We start from the raw sequence: 17,814 nt of genomic DNA on the forward strand, positions 1-17,814 counted from the left end.
GAAAGCTAATTGCAGCGCCGGTAATGATCATTTTGCCACTTGCCAGCGCGTAGTCGGGCAAGCTCCGCTGGCCAGACAGCGCCAGCCACCTTCGGCCCTATTCAGTCGCTGTGCCGCGGCCAGCAAGGCTTTGCGGTCGATCTTCAGAATCGCTTGAGGTAAAAGGCCCAGATAATCCGACGAGTGGCCGGCCAGTTTGCCTTGCCAGAGCAGTTCGGCGGCCTGGGTGTTGGGCAGGGCGGTGCTGTCGAATTGATCGGCCAGGGCTTGGCGTTGGGCGATGAAGGTCAGCTCATCGATGCTTTCGATCGTCCTTTCGAGCTCGCCGAGGAATTGTTCGATGTGCTGCAACAAGTCCAGAGGCGCGACGCTCGGCGATTGCACGCCGAACAACAGCCCGGTCTGACCGTTGATCTGGCGCAGGCCACTGAACACCGCGTAACCGAGTTGCAGCTCCACCCGCAAGCGTTGATAGAACGGTGTCTGGCACACGTGTGCGAGCAAGCGCCAGGCAGCTTCGTCGGCGATGTCATGGGTTGCTGTCGGACAAAAGAGTAACAGCGCGTGTTCGCTGGAGCCGGTATCGATGGCGCTCCAGAGATGCTGTGAGCCGATCGATAGAGGTGACGTCGATTGATGGTCTGGCGTTCCCGGCACACGACTCAACGCCAACCCCATCGCCGCTTGCGTCTGGGCCGACAGTCCGGTCGCCAGGCCATCCCAGCGCGCACTCGACCAGAGTTGCTGCAAGTCATCCGAGGCTGCGGTGTGCTCAGTGCATAGATCGGGCAACGCCTTGAGCAGCTGTCGAATCGGCATCAATGGGGTGGCCGTCGGTGCTTCCTGTAAGAAACGGGCATCAGGTTTTGTCAGCGCTTTCAGCACATGTTCGAGGACTGTTGGCATCGGCTCCTGCAGGCCCGTCAGTTTCAGCAGCCACTCATTGCCCGATGCGCTGAAGGAAACGTCGACACCGGCCTGACGTGCATCCTCGCGCAACGGCCCCAGGTTGTTTTCCAGATTGGTCTGAAGACGGCCGTGAGGCGCGGACTCCAGGCGCCAGCGCAGATAAACCGCGCCTTCATCCGTGTTATCCGGCAACGCCTGACTGAACTGCATCGGCGAACGTTCGCGGCGACTGCGCGAGCGATCCTGGGCAAAGGTCCGCAGGCCACGGTGGGCGCTGGTCTGGCCGCGAATCAAGCCGGCATTCGGGGCTGGAGTCTCGGTACGCAAAAACGGGTTGGGGGGCGGTAGTTGCCACTGGCCGGTGAAGTTATCCACAGCGCCGATTTGTTGCAGGATTGCCTTGAGGGCGACAACGCCCTGTTCGGACAACCCCGGTGCAAGTTGCTCGCTGTCCCGTTGGGCCAGTTGCAAGGCGCTGCTGACTTGTTGTTGGCGCTGCTGCAGGGCTGCGTATTCTTCGCGCAATTGGGCCCAATCCTGACGGGAGGCAAAAAAGCCCAGCCAATCCAGAAGCCGTTCGCGGATCACGTTGCCCGATTGCGTGGCGTTTGCGGGCAGCGTGAATTCGATGTGCAGCAAGGCTTGCCCGGCATAGCAGTAGAGCGGCGCAGCTTTCAGGTTGTCTGCCAGCCCGCTGTCTCGCAGCTGCGCCAACAGGCCGCCGGGCTTTGCGGCGGTCAGCCAATGGCACAGGAACGCCAGCGCTTCGGGCGATGAGTCGGGCAGCCCTTCGAAGGTGAACAGCAGATCCAGTCGACGTTCTCCAGCCTGTTGATAACTATTGGCCGATGAATCCATCAACAGGCTGGGCTTTGCCTGGGGGACTTTTTTACCTGCGGGAATGGCAAGGGCAAACGCCTGCGCCATCCCTTTCAATGCTTCGAGACTCTGCGGGCCGGCCAGGCTCAACGTCATTTGCCCGGTCTGATAAAACTGCTGATGGAAGTCCTTCAACGCTTGCTGAAACTCGGGCTGCGGAATCGGCAGGCTGTAACGGTTGCCAGCATGAAACGCCCGTAACGGGTGAGCCGCCGAGAGCCCGTCGAACAGCGCGAATTGCTGTTGGGCTGTGGCATCCCGCGACCAGGCGACAAATTCGGCGTGCAGCACTTCCCGTTCCCGCCGCTGATCGTCCGGATTCATACGCGGATGGGCGAGCATGTCTGACAGATGCTCCAGCCCAGCGCTGAACGCCTGGGGCGGCAGTTCGAAAAAGAAGTCCGTCGTCCGTTCGCTGGTGCGCGCATTCACCTGCCCGCCATGACCTTGCACATAGGCCATCAGCCCTTGTCCTGCGGGAAAGCGCTCTGTACCCAGGAACAGCAAATGCTCGAGAAAGTGCGCCAGCCCCGGCCAGGCCGATGGCACGTCGTGACTGCCGGCAGCGACCCGCAACGCAGCGGCGCCGCGCTTCAAACCGGGAGCATGACGCAGCGTCACCCGCAGACCGTTGGCCAGGGTTTCAGTGTGAAGGTGGGGGTGATTCAGCGCAGGCATGAGCACTTCCAGAACAGAGAAGCGCTAATGCTAGCGGATTAGGGGGCGTTCTCAATGAGTTTCCACACTGCGCCGGGGAAACATATTGAGAACGCCCCCTAAGTGGATCAGCGCTTGTTCAGCGCGTCGTAAAGCTCGGGACGGCGATCGAGGAAGTAGCGATTGGCTGCGCGGGAATCGATCATCAGCTGGCGATCCAGCTCACCGACAATCAGTGCTTCATCAAGGCCGGCCTGGGCGATACGGCTGCCATCCGGCGCGGCGATGCTGCTCTGGCCGCAATACTGGATCTCGCCCTCGCTCCCACAGTAGTTGGCGTAAGCCACATAACACTGGTTTTCGAAGGCCCGGGCGCGGACGGTGACGTCGGCGATGAAATCGTAGGGAATCATGTTCGCCGTCGGCACCAGGATCAGCTCGGCACCGGCCAACGCCAGACGCCGGGCGTTCTCCGGGAACTCCAGGTCGTAGCAGATCAAAAAGCCAAGCTTCCAGCCATTGAGTTCAACCAACGGAAACTCATCCGACCCGGGGCTGAACATCGAGTGATCGAGGTCACCGAACAGATGAGTCTTGCGGTAGTTGCACAGCCGCTCGCCATGGGCGTCGATCAACTGCACGGCGTTGTAGATCTGCCCATCCTCGGTACGCTCGGGGTAGCCATACAGAATGGCGATCCCGGCTGCCTTGGCAATGCGCGCGATTTGCTGCGCCGATTCACCGTTGTGCACCTCCGCCAGCACGCTGACGGCGTCTATGCCGATGTTGTAGCCGGTCAGGAACATCTCCGGCACCACCAGCAAATCCGCGCCCTTGGCCTCCAGCGCCAGTTGATGCAGGCGTTGCAGGTTGCCTGCGACATCCAGGGGCAGCGGTGGACATTGGTAAAGGGCTACGCGCATTTCGGATTCCTCTTACTCGGGCAGGGCGATCGGACCGATCTCGTTGAACACATCTCCTGGACCCGGGTTTTCAGCGTGAGTTTCACCGCCGAAGTGTTTCATGATGCCCCACACCGCGTTGAGCGAGGTCTGCACCGCGCCTTCAACCCACGCCGGCGTCCATGAAACGTCATCGCCGGCGATGAAAATCCCGCGTTGCTCGGGCGGCATGTCGTCCTGCATGAAGTGCGCGTACATGCGCTGGTTGTAGCGGTAGTGACCGGGCAGGGCGCCCTTGAAGGCCCCGAGGAAATGCGGGTCGGCTTCCCACGACACGGTGATCGGATCGCCGATGATCCGCGCGGCGATGTCGACTTTCGGGTAGATCTTCTTCAACGCATCCAGCGCCAGCTTCACGCGCTTTTCCACTGGCTGTGGAAGCATTTTCAGGGCGTCGCTCATCCATGAGTACGACAGGCAAATCACCCCAGGCTTGTCGTCGCCGTTATCGAACAAGTACGTGCCACGGGTCAGGCGATCAGTGAGGGTCATGCTCATCAGGTCGCGGCCGGTTTCCGGGTCTTTGTCCTTCCAGAACGGGCGGTCGACCATCACGAAAGTTTTCGACGACTGCATGTAGCGGGTACGGTCCAGGGCCATCCACATCTTTTGCGAGAACAGGCTCTCGTCGCATTCGATCTGGGTGGTCAGCAGCCAGCTCTGGCAAGTGGTCAGCACCGCTGCGTATTCGCGGGTGTCGCCCCAGTTGTCGGTGACCGCAAAACGGCCGCCTGCCGCGTGGGCAATTTTCTTCACGCCGGTACGCGGCGCGCCGTTGTGCAACGAGCTGAGGCTGGTGCCTTCAGGCCAGTGCACGCAACGCTCCGGCACATGGCGCCAGATGCCTTGCGGCACTTGTTCCACGCCGCCGACCACCAGGTGCTGGTGATCGTCGCAGTTGGTCATCACCACGCGGAAGATTTCCAGCATCGAGTTGGGGAAGTCCGAGTCCCAGCCACCGGTGCCGAAACCGACCTGGCCGAACACTTCGCGGTGATGGAAGGAGAGCTTGGCGAAGGCTTTGGAGGTGGCGACGAAATCGTAGAACGTGCGGTCGTCCCACAACGGCACCAAGGTGTTCCACAATTCCTTGAGGCGCGGCACGTCGCGATCGCGGATCGCCTGCTGGATCTCGCCGAAGCGAGAACCGTCTTCCAGGGCATCGGCCCAAGCGTCAGCCACTTCCTGGAACAGTGCAGGAAGATCCGCCAGTTTCTGTGCGTAATGGGTTTTGCCTTCCAGATCGATCACCGTGCTGCCAGACGCGGGGGTCAGCGGGTTTGGGAAGGGCTTGGTCTCGAGGCCGAGTTTGTCGACGTAGTGATAAAACGCAGTGGACGACACCGGGAAGCGCATGCCGCCGAGCTCGGCAATGATGCCTTCGGCACCGTTGAACGCCTGGGAGCGCAGACGACCGCCCATTTTCGAGGCTTCGTAGACGACAGGTTTCAGGCCCAGTTTCATCAGTTCATAGGCGGCCACCAGACCGGCAATGCCAGCCCCGACGATCGCCACTTCGGCGCCGTGATTGTGCGCTGGAATGCTGCCCAGCCCGGCCGGGTGCTCGATCCAGTCGTCGAAGGCGAAAGGAAAGTCCGGGCCGAAAATAGTGACTGGTTTTTTACCGTCTGCAGGATGGCGATTGTTCTTGTTCATGGCTGACCTTGCTGGCGACCCGACGCAGGATGCGCGTCTGAGTATAGGAAAAGATGGCAGCCATTCTAGAGAGCGTAGAACACGTTAATAAGACGCAATGTGTCGTCGTTTTGCTAATTGTTTTATCAATATGACGATGTGTCACTACATATTGTAGGTGTGAGCAGTGCAGCGATCCGACTTGCCCGCGAAGAGTCCCGACCAGACACCGAAGGCCTCAAACCGGCTGCCCCCGATCAATCTTGCTGCTCAGGATGATCGAAGTCGTCGTCTTCTCCACCCCATCCACACTGCCGATCTGATCCAGCAACTGATCCAGCTGCTCCGGCGAATCGGTGCGCAACCACGCCACATAATCAAACTCGCCACTCACCGCACACAGCTGCTGCACCTGAGCCATGGCGCTAAGTCGTCGCAGCACTTCCTTGCCAGACCTCGGTTGCACCGTAATCCCGACGTAAGCCTGCAATCCGCCATCCACCACACGCTGACCCAGTCGCACACCGTAACCGGTGATCACCTTGGCCTTTTCCAACCGGGCCAGGCGCGAAGTAACGGTGGTCCGGGCGATGCCCAGTTGTCGGGCAAGCATGGCCACACTTTCACGGGCATTGATCTGCAAGGCGGCGATCAATTGGCGGTCGATTTCGTCGAGAACGGGCGGGCGAGTGTCAGGCAAAGGGGCATCTCCAGCGGTACAGAGCAATGGGCTGGCATATTACAGGCAGTCCATGCCCTCAACGGGTTAATTGGATGGACACAAATTGTCACTCGTAGTCGAATGCGCAACCAGGGGCTGTGAAGCGAGGGGATCGAAATGAAGGGTATGCCTGCGGCTCTGCGCGACTATGCACTGCAGATTGCCAATCACGAAATGGGGCATTACGTCGTAGCCCGAGCCCTGGGTTTTGAAACGGGTGATGTGACCCTGAAAGTGACCATGGGCCTGACGCATCATGGTGGGGCCTCCATTACCTTGACGCGGTCCATTTCGTCGCTCGAAGCCATGAAGGAACATTTGGAAGCCCGGATAATGGTCCTCTTCGCTGGCGCCATGGCGCAGACCTTGCCTGCAAAGCACTCGCCCGAGAAACGCGTCCATAAGTCGAAAGCGGCAGCCATCCTGAACGGAGAGTTTGGAGCGGAACAGGATCACGCAAAAATAAGAGAATTGCGGTACTTGCTTCGAAATATCGCCTATCCCGATACGGATCCAGCGTTGTCTGATCGCATCATTGCTGAGCTGACAGACATTAATGATCGCTTGTGGTTGCGCACCCAAGAAATCGTCGAGGTGTTGGCCGATACGATTACTGGATTGGCGGGGCTTTTGGTGGAGCGCATGGTCATTGTGGAGCAGTGGGGGCGGCCGGCGGATACGTATGAGGTTGTGTTGACCGCTGAAGTGCTTGAGCGGCTGGGCCCCGTGCAGGCCATTCCAGCGTTAAGTGTTTGGGCTTAAGCATCCGAACTCCCGATCACGATCTGGAAGCCCCGAAAAATCGGGGCGTGTTTCAAATAATGTGCAGGCGCTATTCCTCGGACTCTGTCGCCGTCCGGGCAGGTCGCGGTGTCAGCACTTTCACCACATCATCAATCACCGCTTTGCTCATCGCCGTCAGGTAGTGTGCGGCCCAGGCGTGGCGGTCGGTGTCTTTTGCGTAGGCTGCGTCCTCGGCAAATGACTTGGCGAGGGATAGCAGATCGGAGGTTTGAGTCAATGCGTCGAGGATGGGGACGCCAACCTGACGTGGAACAGTGGCTGATCCGAGCAATAAGTGAACGGCGTGAGGCCGATGGTTTTCAGTTCGGAAGCTGCGGGCGAATCTGTTTTGCTCATTGTGTTGCTCCTTAACTCGAGGAGCTGCCGCATTCGTTACCACACGAATGGGTGGCAGCTGTACGCAGGGTGGTAAACCGGGAGCCAAGGAACCGGCAGACCCGAAGGTCTCCCACGCACAGCCGCCATAACACTGGATTGCAGGCGTAAAAAACGCCTGAAGTCGTGATGGGGGCGCTGTTGCGCTTAGCCTCGCCGGGTTACCACACCCGATCGCTGCATTGGCAGCGACGTCTGGAGAGTATCCCGTCGAAGAAAAGCCCAACAAGGCGGCAAAGTGCCCAAATGCGCCCATTACGCAATTCTCGGAGTTTGCCTACAACGTTAGCGGACGTCATCCGATAACCCACCATCCGCGCAAAATATAACCTAGACGGCAGACAGGAAAAATGACGCACGACCCGCCTCGGAGCAGCGCACATGGTGCGACCCGAGCTCCGACAGGATGACTGATGCTACAGAATGACCGCGATAATCTGGAACTCGATAAGCTCCAAGTCGAAATCCGGAAATTCATGGCCGAGACCCGCAAGTTTATGGCCGAAGAAAGCAAGCTTAGACAGGAAGCTTTTTGGTATCCGTTTGCGGTGGGCGCCGGTCTGGTCACCGCCTTCGTCGCCGCTGTCGGGCTGTGGTCCAAGCTCTAATACCGAGCCCGTCAGAGCGCAGCCAATCATCGGCGGCACTTGAGTTTTGCCACGGAGCAGCTCACCGTATCCAACTAGGGTAAGCGCATTAGGCAGAGCCCGTGATCCACACAGGAAGAAGCAGTATGTCCACACCCCCCACGACTCAAGCCAGCATTGAGCAGTTGCACCGAGACGTGGCCGCCTTGGCTGAAGACATGCGTAGCCCGGCCCCCACCGCGACCCGAGCGATACTACTGCCGTTCGGGCTCGGCGCCGCTCTGGCCCTGGTGACCTTTGCTGTCGTCGCCTTGGTGGCTCGGCTGGTCTGAACCCTAAAATCAAACCTCAATCTCAGAAAGCCAAAAGCCGCGCATTAGCGCGGCTTTCTTGTTTGGTGGGCCCACACGGACTTGAACCGTGGACCAAAGGATTATGAGTTGCCGGGCGAGCAGATAAGCCTAGAGAAAACGTTCGTAGGTGAACGTAGGTTGGCATAGCTGGAGGCCCCGTAATACGTGGTGTTAAGCGTAATTTTGAGAAGGTTGCTCAAGCTGAATACTGTACCGTGGTTGTACTGATTTTGCAGCCTTTGAGTTTCGCAATTCGCCCCGCAGTGAATTCTTCGCCCACGATCTTCTGTAGTGCCCCCGGGCTAATTCTCTCGCAGCGCCAAACCACGTTCCATTCACAGATCGAGAAGCAAAACGCGGCTTGGCCTAAGGCATGCGTATAGTCTGACTTTAAAGGTTGGCGATTGCGGTGACCTTTCATGTGCGCTAGATCCGTGCTGTCTAGGATCAGAATTAGGCCGCGCCCGCAGAGTTGGCAAGGCTGGTCAATGTGGCATTACACATTTCCGACTGCACCTGGCCTGCGTTACAGCCGCCACCGATCATTTAGCAGTGATTTTGGCGGCATCTAACCAACGTTAGGAGTTACCAGTATGTTCAAAGTAACCCCCAATCCGCCGGCAAGGTCCAACGCTAAGATCATCGATCAACGCGCTGTTGATCGACTGTTGTCCCATATGATTTTGGGTCAGAGACGGCACCGAGAAATCGTGCCAGGGCTTCAGTCCCCCTCCGTGAACCGCCGCCGCGTCAGGAAAAGCACCACGCCCAGCGGCACGGCCAGCAGTGCTAGCAGTTCCAGGTCAAAGCCCAGCACCTGCTGCTCACCAACCTTGAAGATGCTGACCAAGCCCGTTGCCAGCAGCGTCAAACCCAGCCACTTGCGCAACGGGTACGGTTTCAGAAACTGAACGAGGATCGCGCCCAGCACCAGAAGGACGATAGTTTGCATGATGTAGGGCATGTGCAGTTCCTCAGACCTTGATGACCAGCGTCACGACAGAGCGCTGTGGGCCAATCCCGCCATGGACCTCTCCCTCGATGCTGACCAGCACGTCACCTGCATGCAGGTTCGGCAGGGCCCCTTTGAGGTACCAGTTGACACCTGTCGTCACGACTGCACCTGAAGCCCAGCCAATGAGCGGCCCGCCCAACGCACCTACCTTCCCTGCAACGCCACCTGAGGCCGCAGCAATTCCCTTGGCGACGTTGCCGCGCATAGTGCTGATAGCATCGGCCTGCTGCCGGGTGAGGGGATTGGAAATGCAGACTGTCAGCAGGCATGGCAGGTTTCGAGCCTGCATTCGGTCGTACATATCGACGACTATGCTGTTGACTTGGTAATGGGCGCGTTTTGCTTCGCCAAAGTGCAGCTCGCGCAGGCGACCTCGGTCGCTTTCCATGAGGGTGATTTGAGACAGATTGAAGACGATCCCTTCCTCGGACCTGTACTGCGTGGTCTTCTCGAACTTCATGCGCGTATCCATTCGTGCAAAAAGACGATGATTTTCTACAAGCGGTGACTAAGATGCAAACCGTCTTTGATGTGAGGCCCCCAGGGAATTTGACGTCTGCACGGGTCTCATCGCCAGCTACCGCACCCCCGCAAGGTCAGTTTTCGGTCAGCGGCAACAGCGACGGCTCATTCGGCGTCCGAAAGTGTGCTGTGGGACCTGAAGCAAGAGAACAATAGCTTCGACCTGGATTCGGCTTACGATCAGTATGATCGTGCTCGGGAGATGTCAGCTGCGTTGGAGCTGGGCACTATGCTGGGACGGTACTCCTTCGCGGTGCCGGATGAGGTTGCACGCGGTGAGTTGCGGCTGTTGCGCAATCCAGAGGATGACCTGTAGGCCAAGGCACCTCCTTGAAGCGCCTTGGCGGCTGGCGAACCAGCACTGTACCTGAATTGTACCCTTGGACCCTGGGACTGTATCTGTGGTGGACCAGCCAGAAACGCGAAAGCCGCGCAATGCGCGGCTTTGGAGTTGGTGGGCCCACACGGACTTGAACCGTGGACCAAAGGATTATGAGTCCTCTGCTCTAACCAACTGAGCTATAGGCCCTCAGTAGGCCGCGGATTATAGCGATGGTTTCTCGGCTGTGCTATCCGAAAAATCCGATACGGTTATACGAAGAAACGTCGCGGCGAATTCGTCGGGGGGAAGTGGCAGGCTGACGATGTAGCCCTGGATCTGTTCGCAGCCTTCGGTGGTGAGGAATTGTTGCTGGGCATGGGTTTCGACGCCTTCGGCGATGACGGTGAATTGCATGCTGCGGCCCAGGGCGATGATTGCGCGGACAATCGCCGCGTCGTGCGGGTCGTCCGGCAAGCCGCGGACGAAGGACTGGTCGATCTTGAGGATGTCCAGCGGCAGGCGTTTGAGGTAGCTCAGGGACGAATAACCGGTGCCGAAATCGTCGATCGCCAGCTGCACGCCCAGGCGTTTGAGTTGGTGCAGGACCGTCAGCGCTTCTTCGGCCTGGCTCATGATGAAGTTTTCGGTAATCTCCAGTTGCAGAAAATCAGGTTTGAGGCGGTTGTCCTTGAGCAATTGCTCGATCCGGCCGAGCAGGTTCGGCTGGCGTAATTGAGCGCCCGCCAGGTTGACCGAGAGTGGGCCGAGGCACTCATAGACCTGATTCCACTCGTACATCTGCTGGCAGGCAGTCTCCAATACCCAATCACCGATTTGCAGGATCATGCCGTTTTCTTCGGCCAGGGGAATGAAGTGCTCGGGGGGCACATCGCCAAAGGTTGGGTGATGCCAGCGAATCAGCGCTTCGGCACCGACCAGCCGATGATCCTTGAGGCTGATTTTGGGTTGGTAGTACAAAAACAGCTCATTGCGCTCGATGGCGCGTCGCAGTTCATGCTCCAGTGCCACGCGTTCGCTGGCCTGGGCGGTGAGGTCGCGGGTGTAGCTTTCAACCCGGTTACGGCCCTTGGCCTTGGAGCGATACATCGCGGCATCGGCGTTCTTGACCAGCGTGGCAACGTCGCAGCCGTCCTTGGGATACAGGCTGGTGCCGATGCTGGCGCTGATGAAAAACTCGTGCTCGCCGGCCTGGAAAGGGGCGCTGAAGCAATTGAGCAGCTTGGTGGCAATGTTGTCGGCATCGCTGGCCTGTTGCAGGCCGGGGAGCAGGATGATGAATTCGTCGCCACCCAGCCGCGCCACGGTATCGATATCGCGCAACTGCTCCTTGAGGCGTACGGCGATGCCTTTGAGCAGCAGGTCGCCGACCGGGTGACCGAGGCTGTCGTTGATGTGTTTGAAACGGTCCAGGTCCAGGAATAGCACGGCGCCTTGGCCACCGTTTTCCTGCTGGTTGTTCAGCGCGGTCAGCAGGCGGCTTTCGAACAATGTGCGATTCGGCAGGCCGGTCAGCGGATCGTGGTGCGCCTGGTAGTCGAGTTTGGCTTGCGCATGCTTGAGGCTGGAAATGTCCGCGAACACCGCGACAAAGTGGGTGATGAGTTTGTCCCGGTTGCGCACGGCGCTGATGGTCAGCCAGCTCGGGTAGAGCTCGCCGTTCTTGCGCCGGTTGGAAATCTCGCCTTGCCAATGACCTTCGGCGGTCAGTTGATGCCACATCGCAGCATAGAAGGCGCTGTCGTGCAGGCCCGAGGCGAGCAGGCGAGGGGTGTGGCCCAGTGCTTCGGTCTCGCTGTAGCCGGTGATTTCGGTGAATGCCCGATTGACCGCGCTGATGTGCTGTTGGGTGTCGGTGATCAAGACGCCCTCGGCGGTGCTTTCGAACACGGTGGCGGCCTGTTGCAGTTTTTCCTGCATCAGGTGTCGCTCGGTAATGTCCCGGGCGATGGTCAGCATGCAGTCTTCATCGCCGATGGGCAGTGGCCGGCTTGAAACTTCGCAGAGCCGGATCTGCCCGTCCTTGCGGCGGATGTGGCAACTGAAATCGCGGACGAAACCATCCCGGTGCAGCAATTCGAGCATCTGTTTGCGCTCGTTGAGATTGACCCAGATCCCCAGGTCCAGCGCCGACCGATCTACCGACATCGCACTGTTGAACCCGGTTATACGGCTGAAACCTTCGTTGACCTCCAGCAGCAAGCCGTCGCTCTGCCGGGACAGCAGCAAGCCGTCGGGGGAGGCGTGGAAGGCCTTGGCGAATTTCTCTTCGGAGGTTTGCAGCTGTTGCTGGGTTTCCTTGAGCTGACTGATGTCTCGTACGACGACCACCAGGGCCGGGGTCGTGTCGAGGTCGAAAGGCTCGGCAGAGATCAGGCCGGTAAACACCTGGCCATTGTTGCGGCGAAAGGGCATCTCCAGGTTGCGGATACTGCCGGCCTGCAATCGCTGCAGCAAACCCGGTCCCACGCCAGGAACGCCCCAGATGTTCAGGTCGGTGGCCGTCTGGCCTATGACGTCTTCGGCCTTGAGGCCGATCTGTTCCTCGAACGCTTCGTTGACTTCCAGCAGGCAGCCATCGGAAAGCCGTGCGATCACCAGAATATCCGGGCATTGCTGGAACACTGAGGCGAACTTCTGTTCCGACAGGCGCAGCGCCTCTTCGGTGCGTTTGGCTTCGCTGATATCGATCATCAGCCCGCGCAGGACCGGTTCACGGCCATGTTCGATCAGGCTGACGATATCGCGGACCCACAGGCAACGGCCATCAGCGGTGATGACCCGGTAATCGACGCTGTGATCGCGCCCGGCCGCCACTTCACGGTCGCAGAACGCCTGGGCCCGAGTGAGGTCCGCGGGGTGGATGATGTTGCGCCAGAAGCCCGGAATCAGCCAATGGGACAGGGGATAACCGAGGAGGTCCTGGGCGTGGGGCGACACGTAACTGTAGGTGTAATCGCTGATCTGCGCTTCCCAGGCGATGGCTGAAAGACTCTCCACCAGCCCGCGGTAATGGTATTCGCTGCTGCGCAGCTCCTGTTCCAGGTCGACCCTGCGGGCAATTTCCGAACTCAGTCGGCGATTGATACGGATCACCACTGCCAGCACGATCATCAGTGCCAATAGTCCTGGCAGGCCGTAAATCAGCACGTCGGACCAGAAGGTCCGATGATCCAGGACGTTACCGACCCAATGTTCCTGGATGGCGCTGATTTCACTCGGGCTCATGTCTGCCAGGACTTTGTCCAGGATACTGACCAGCAGCTTATTGTTCGGGGGGACGGCCATCGCCAATTGATAGCGGTAGGGCGTCTCACCGCTGACGTAGAGCCCTTCGAGCTTGAGCTGGCGCAGGCTCCAGACACTGGAGGCGAGATCGCCCACGACCGCGTCCACTTCGTCGGTAGCCAGCGCTTGCAATGCCGAGCTGACATTGGGCATCGCCACCAGATTCAGGTCGGGATGTTGGGTGCGCAACAGTTCATGGGGGGCGTAGTTTTCCACCACGGCGATCTTCAGTCCGTACAGATCTTTGAGTTTGCGCGGTTGGGGGCCTCCGACGTGGGCCAGAATGACAATCGGAAAATCGAGGTAGGGGCGGGTGAACGACAGATAGGTCTGGCGCTCGGGGGTCGACATGATGCCCGGCAAGATGTCTAGCTTGCCTTGTTTGGCCTGCTGCAGCACTTCGGTCCAGCTGACCGGTTCGATGGGCGTGAGTTTGATGGCCAGCCGTTGCCGGATGACGTTGATATAGTCCGCTGCCAGGCCCTGATAACGCCCATGATCGTCGCGAAACTCAAACGGCGGCCAGGACGCATCGACGCCCAGGCGCAATTCCGGGTGAGCCGCCAGCCAGCTACGTTCTTCGTCGGTCAGAGTCAGCGCGCCAGCCGTTGCGGTCCAGGTCATCAGCGACAGCAAAAAAAGCACGGTCGACCATCTGGGCATAACGGTCTCGTTATGGCTTTGGGGGAATGCTTCGAGTGTAGACGGGCTATTCGGCGGGTGGGACGTGCGGGGCATTTAATCTGCATAAAGCAAAACCCCCGGCCTGGGCCGGGGGTTCTGTGATCACTCGTCGAGGAAGGAGCGCAAATGCTCGCTTCTCGTCGGGTGGCGCAGCTTGCGCAGCGCCTTGGCTTCGATCTGACGAATCCGTTCACGGGTCACGTCGAACTGCTTACCAACCTCCTCGAGGGTGTGGTCGGTATTCATGTCGATACCGAAACGCATGCGCAAAACCTTGGCTTCACGGGCAGTGAGGCCGGACAGGACTTCGCGAGTCGCTTCTTTAAGGCTCTCAACGGTGGCGACATCGATTGGCGACTGCATGGTCGAGTCTTCGATGAAGTCACCCAGATGGGAGTCTTCGTCATCACCGATCGGGGTTTCCATGGAGATCGGCTCTTTAGCGATCTTCAATACCTTGCGGATCTTGTCCTCAGGCATTTCCATGCGTTCGCCCAGCTCTTCCGGGGTCGGTTCGCGACCCATTTCCTGCAACATCTGCCGGGAAATACGGTTGAGCTTGTTGATCGTCTCGATCATGTGCACCGGAATACGGATGGTGCGGGCCTGGTCGGCGATCGAGCGAGTGATCGCCTGACGGATCCACCAGGTGGCATAAGTCGAGAATTTGTAGCCGCGGCGGTATTCGAACTTGTCTACCGCTTTCATCAAGCCAATGTTGCCTTCCTGGATCAGATCGAGGAACTGCAGGCCACGGTTGGTGTACTTCTTGGCGATGGAGATCACCAGACGCAAGTTCGCTTCGACCATCTCTTTCTTCGCGCGGCGGGCCTTGGCCTCACCGATCGACATGCGACGGTTGATGTCCTTGATCTCGGCAATCGTCAAACCGGTTTCGGTTTCCAGCGCGGTCAGCTTCTGCTGGCAACGAATGATGTCCGGTTGCAGGCGACCAATGGCTTCAGCGTATTTGCTTTTGCCTTTGGCCAGTGCATCGCTCCAGCTTTCGTCGACTTCATTGCCCGGGAACTGGCGCAGGAAGTCGGCACGCGGCATGCGGGCATCACGAACGCACAATTGCATGATCGCGCGCTCTTGCTGACGCAGACGATCCAGGGCACTGCGAACACGCTCGACCAGGCCTTCGAATTGCTTCGGCACCAGTTTGATCGGCATGAACAGCTCAGCCAGGGCCAACAGCTCGGCAATCGCAGCCTTGTTGTAGCGACCGTGCTTTTTCAGCGCCTTGCGGGTGATTTCCATCTGATCGGCGACAGCGCCAAAACGCTGTGCGGCGATGACCGGATCCGGACCGCTTTCGGCTTCTTCTTCGTCATCGCTTGCTTCGGCGTCATCGTCGTCGGTGTCGTCGTCCGCTTTCACGGCTTTCGGGTCGACAGGCGGTGGCACTTCGGCTGCAGGCGGCGCAATGCCGTCGTCCGGGTCGATATAACCGCTCAGGACGTCGGACAGGCGGCCACCTTCGGTGGTGACGCGAGTGTACTCGGAGAGAATATGGTCAACCGTGCCAGGGAAGTGCGCGATTGCGCCCATCACTTCGCGGATGCCCTCTTCAATACGCTTGGCGATTTCGATTTCGCCTTCACGTGTGAGGAGCTCTACCGTACCCATTTCACGCATGTACATGCGCACTGGGTCGGTGGTGCGACCAATGTCGGTCTCGACCGCTGCCAACGCTGCTGCTGCCTCTTCGGCCGCGGCTTCGTCGGTATCGGCGTCGGCCAGCATAAGGGAATCCTTATCTGGCGCAACCTCGAATACGTTGATCCCCATGTCATTGATCATGCGGATGATGTCTTCCACCTGTTCCGGATCTGAAATATCCTCCGGCAGGTGGTCGTTGACCTCCGCGTAAGTCAGGTAGCCCTGCTCACGACCAAGTGTGATCAACTCTTTGATACGAGACTGCTGTTGCGCTTTTCCGGACATAACACCCTATCCACTGAAGGTCTTGGCGGGCAAAAAACAAGCCGAGGATTATACCTGAGCTATGACCTCACGCGCCAGTTGAGGTCGGGTTTGATGCGCAAACATTGCGGCTTAAAAGGTCGCGCAGTTGATTTTTCTCTTCGGCACTCAACTCACTTTGACGCGCTTTTCGAAGAAGTTGTTCCAGATTTCGCTCGCGTTGGCGGGCTGACAAGCTAGTAATGGTGTCGAAAAACTGTTGTTCAAGGTTATCTCCATCAATCAGCCATTCCTTTTCTGCCAGCGCTTTCAGCAGTCGGCCCTGTTCAGTGCCGTGCCAACGCGCAATCAGTTGAAATGAGTTTAGCTTGGGATTCTTCTGTACGGCTTCGAGCAGGGCGACCAGCAGTTGCGTGTTAGTGTGGTCTTCGGCCGCAAAGTGCCCGGCATCCTCGACTTTTTCGGCCAGTTGCGGGTGATGCAGCAACGTGCGCAAGGCGGCCAGGGTGGGTGGCTCTACAGCAGCCGGTACCCGTGGCGCGCGCGGTTGATCGCGATCGCCGCCACGTTTGCCGTTCTTGTCCCACGGCTTCTTGTCCCATTTCTTGCCGCCAGCGCCGGGTTTTTTCGGCGTCCACTCCTGCTGCGGCACATACATCTCTTGTGCCTGCGGCTGATGGTAGTCGCTGTAATCGGGCATGGCGTCGTAATCAATGCCCGGGTCGTAAGCCGGTGGTGCTTCCTGAGGTGCGCTTTGCACCAGTTGACTCACGGCTTCGCCACTGAGCCCGGTAATTTCGGTCAGGCGCTGGCGCATCAGAATGCGTAGGTTGGCGCCCGGAACCTTGTCGATCAGTGGCGCGGCGAGGGTAGCCATGTGGGCCTTGCCTTCAAGCGAGCGCGGGTCCGATTCCTCGGTCAGCTGTTGGAAAAAATAATCGGCCAATGGCTGTGCATGCTGATTGATCCGCGCGCGGAAGGCGTCAGTGCCTTCGGAGCGGACCAGCGTGTCCGGGTCTTCGCCTTCGGGCAGGAATAGAAAGCGTGCGCGCCGTCCGTCCTGCAGGCTCGGCAACGTCGCTTCCAGTGCACGCCAGGCAGCGTTGCGGCCGGCCTGGTCGCCGTCGAAGCAGAACAGTACGTTGGGTACGACGCGAAACAGTCGCTTCAAGTGCTCTTCGCTGGTGGCGGTGCCCAGGGTTGCCACAGCATTGCGCAGGCCTTGCTGGGCGAGGGCGATGACGTCCATGTAGCCTTCGACGACGATGATTTCGTCGAGGTTGCGGTTGTTCTTGCGCGCTTCGTAAAGGCCATAGAGTTCCTGGCCCTTATGGAAAACCGGGGTTTCCGGTGAGTTCAGGTATTTCGGCTTGTCGTCGCCCAGTACCCGGCCGCCGAAGGCGATGATGCGCCCGCGACTGTCGCGGATCGGGAACATCACGCGATCGCGGAAGCGGTCATAGCGCTTGCCGGTTTCGGTGTTCTCCACCAGCAGGCCGGCATCGATCATGGCCTTTTGCTGCAGGGTGTCGCTGCTCAGATGCTTGAACAGATTATCCCAGCCGGGCGGAGCGAATCCGAGGCCGAAATCCCGAGCAATTTCGCCGGTCAATCCACGACCTTTCAAGTAATCCACGGCCGCTTTGCGCGCCGGATGGCTTTTCAGGGCCTGGCGGTAAAAATCGGCGGCAGCGGTGAGCAGCGGATACAGCGGCGAATCGGTGGGCTGCCGCGGTTTGTGCGGTCGGCCGCTTTCTTCGCGGGGGATTTCCATGCCGGCGGCTTTGGCCAGTTCTTCGACTGCCTGGGGGAAGTCCAGGTTGTCGTGGTCCATGATGAAGCCGAGGGCGTTACCGCCAGCGCCGCAACCGAAGCAGTAATAGAACTGTTTGTCGGGGCTGACGCTGAAGGAGGGGGTTTTCTCTTTGTGAAACGGGCAGCAGGCAGTGTAGTTCTTGCCGGCCTTTTTCATTTGCAGGCGCGAGCTGACCACATCGACGATGTCGGTGCGGTTCAGAAGGTCGTCAATGAAGCTCTGGGGAATTAGCCCGGCCATGGCGTTCTCGTCATCTGCGCTGAAATGGACCCGAAACGAAGTGCGGCCGAACGCAGGTCGTTGTTTGAGGCGCGCAGGGTGTGCGGCTCGACCGGTGT

At 59.1% G+C, this 17,814-nt stretch carries 12 protein-coding genes, 1 tRNA gene and 1 pseudogene; 3 read left to right on the plus strand and 11 right to left on the minus strand.

The window, feature by feature from the left end:
* Positions 1–27: 27 nt before the first annotated feature.
* The 4 genes from pqqF to AC07VO_RS09455 form a co-directional block, all read right to left on the minus strand.
* Positions 28–2,466, minus strand: a complete 2,439-nt coding sequence (gene pqqF / locus AC07VO_RS09440) for a pyrroloquinoline quinone biosynthesis protein PqqF (protein ID WP_086944451.1) — start codon at positions 2,464–2,466, stop codon at positions 28–30.
* Between the two features lie 107 nt (positions 2,467–2,573).
* A complete protein-coding gene (locus tag AC07VO_RS09445) occupies positions 2,574–3,368 on the minus strand; it encodes a carbon-nitrogen hydrolase family protein (RefSeq protein WP_019650322.1) in 795 nt (264 codons plus the stop codon).
* A gap of 12 nt (positions 3,369–3,380) precedes the next feature.
* Positions 3,381–5,063 carry a flavin monoamine oxidase family protein gene (locus tag AC07VO_RS09450; RefSeq protein ID WP_018928833.1) on the minus strand — a complete coding sequence of 561 codons (1,683 nt, stop codon included), beginning with the start codon at positions 5,061–5,063 and terminating at the stop codon, positions 3,381–3,383.
* A gap of 217 nt (positions 5,064–5,280) precedes the next feature.
* Entirely contained in the window at positions 5,281–5,742 is a 462-nt protein-coding gene (locus AC07VO_RS09455) for an Lrp/AsnC family transcriptional regulator (RefSeq protein WP_007980298.1), read from the minus strand.
* A 138-nt stretch (positions 5,743–5,880) separates the two neighbouring features.
* On the opposite strand from AC07VO_RS09455, the gene AC07VO_RS09460 reads away from it, so the two are divergent.
* Positions 5,881–6,525, plus strand: a complete 645-nt coding sequence (locus AC07VO_RS09460; protein ID WP_018928834.1) for a peptidase M41 — start codon at positions 5,881–5,883, stop codon at positions 6,523–6,525.
* 70 nt (positions 6,526–6,595) lie between these two features.
* On the opposite strand, the pseudogene AC07VO_RS09465 reads toward AC07VO_RS09460, so the two are convergent.
* Positions 6,596–6,903, minus strand: a pseudogene (locus AC07VO_RS09465) (DUF3077 domain-containing protein).
* Positions 6,904–7,355: 452 nt separating this feature from the next.
* Between AC07VO_RS09465 and AC07VO_RS09470 the strand changes: the two are divergent.
* Both AC07VO_RS09470 and AC07VO_RS09475 read left to right on the plus strand, forming a co-directional pair.
* A complete protein-coding gene (locus AC07VO_RS09470; RefSeq protein WP_018928835.1) occupies positions 7,356–7,550 on the plus strand; it encodes a hypothetical protein in 195 nt (64 codons plus the stop codon).
* A gap of 125 nt (positions 7,551–7,675) precedes the next feature.
* Complete coding sequence (locus tag AC07VO_RS09475) at positions 7,676–7,861, plus strand: hypothetical protein (RefSeq protein WP_007936539.1); 186 nt, start codon at positions 7,676–7,678, stop codon at positions 7,859–7,861.
* Positions 7,862–8,603: 742 nt separating this feature from the next.
* Here the strand turns inward: AC07VO_RS09475 and AC07VO_RS09480 are convergent.
* The 6 genes from AC07VO_RS09480 to dnaG form a co-directional block, all read right to left on the minus strand.
* Positions 8,604–8,846, minus strand: coding sequence for a hypothetical protein (locus AC07VO_RS09480; protein ID WP_018928836.1), 243 nt, complete (start codon positions 8,844–8,846; stop codon positions 8,604–8,606).
* Positions 8,847–8,856: 10 nt separating this feature from the next.
* The gene (locus AC07VO_RS09485; protein WP_019580724.1) at positions 8,857–9,357 is read right to left on the minus strand and encodes a hypothetical protein; all 501 of its coding nucleotides are present in this window, start codon (positions 9,355–9,357) and stop codon (positions 8,857–8,859) included.
* A gap of 514 nt (positions 9,358–9,871) precedes the next feature.
* Positions 9,872–9,948: transfer RNA gene (locus tag AC07VO_RS09490), tRNA-Ile, on the minus strand.
* Between the two features lie 15 nt (positions 9,949–9,963).
* A complete protein-coding gene (locus AC07VO_RS09495; RefSeq protein WP_086944452.1) occupies positions 9,964–13,710 on the minus strand; it encodes a bifunctional diguanylate cyclase/phosphodiesterase in 3,747 nt (1,248 codons plus the stop codon).
* A gap of 123 nt (positions 13,711–13,833) precedes the next feature.
* On the minus strand, positions 13,834–15,681 hold the full coding sequence (gene rpoD, locus AC07VO_RS09500) for an RNA polymerase sigma factor RpoD (protein ID WP_007936542.1): 1,848 nt from the start codon (positions 15,679–15,681) through the stop codon (positions 13,834–13,836).
* 67 nt (positions 15,682–15,748) lie between these two features.
* On the minus strand, positions 15,749–17,716 hold the full coding sequence (dnaG, locus tag AC07VO_RS09505) for a DNA primase (protein ID WP_086944473.1): 1,968 nt from the start codon (positions 17,714–17,716) through the stop codon (positions 15,749–15,751).
* Positions 17,717–17,814 lie beyond the last annotated feature (98 nt).

It is taken from the genome of Pseudomonas sp. GW821-FHT03E01 (genome assembly GCF_059420765.1).

Excerpts from the sequence above, each read along its gene's own strand:
- AC07VO_RS09470 (WP_018928835.1), top strand. The coding sequence starts at position 7,356 with ATGCTACAGAATGACCGCGATAATCTGGAACTCGATAAGCTCCAAGTC.
- dnaG (WP_086944473.1), bottom strand. The coding sequence starts at position 17,716 with ATGGCCGGGCTAATTCCCCAGAGCTTCATTGACGACCTTCTGAACCGC.
- rpoD (WP_007936542.1), bottom strand. The coding sequence starts at position 15,681 with ATGTCCGGAAAAGCGCAACAGCAGTCTCGTATCAAAGAGTTGATCACA.
- AC07VO_RS09495 (WP_086944452.1), bottom strand. The coding sequence starts at position 13,710 with ATGCCCAGATGGTCGACCGTGCTTTTTTTGCTGTCGCTGATGACCTGG.
- AC07VO_RS09475 (WP_007936539.1), top strand. The coding sequence starts at position 7,676 with ATGTCCACACCCCCCACGACTCAAGCCAGCATTGAGCAGTTGCACCGA.
- AC07VO_RS09445 (WP_019650322.1), bottom strand. The coding sequence starts at position 3,368 with ATGCGCGTAGCCCTTTACCAATGTCCACCGCTGCCCCTGGATGTCGCA.
- AC07VO_RS09460 (WP_018928834.1), top strand. The coding sequence starts at position 5,881 with ATGAAGGGTATGCCTGCGGCTCTGCGCGACTATGCACTGCAGATTGCC.
- AC07VO_RS09480 (WP_018928836.1), bottom strand. The coding sequence starts at position 8,846 with ATGCCCTACATCATGCAAACTATCGTCCTTCTGGTGCTGGGCGCGATC.
- AC07VO_RS09450 (WP_018928833.1), bottom strand. The coding sequence starts at position 5,063 with ATGAACAAGAACAATCGCCATCCTGCAGACGGTAAAAAACCAGTCACT.
- AC07VO_RS09485 (WP_019580724.1), bottom strand. The coding sequence starts at position 9,357 with ATGAAGTTCGAGAAGACCACGCAGTACAGGTCCGAGGAAGGGATCGTC.
- pqqF (WP_086944451.1), bottom strand. The coding sequence starts at position 2,466 with ATGCCTGCGCTGAATCACCCCCACCTTCACACTGAAACCCTGGCCAAC.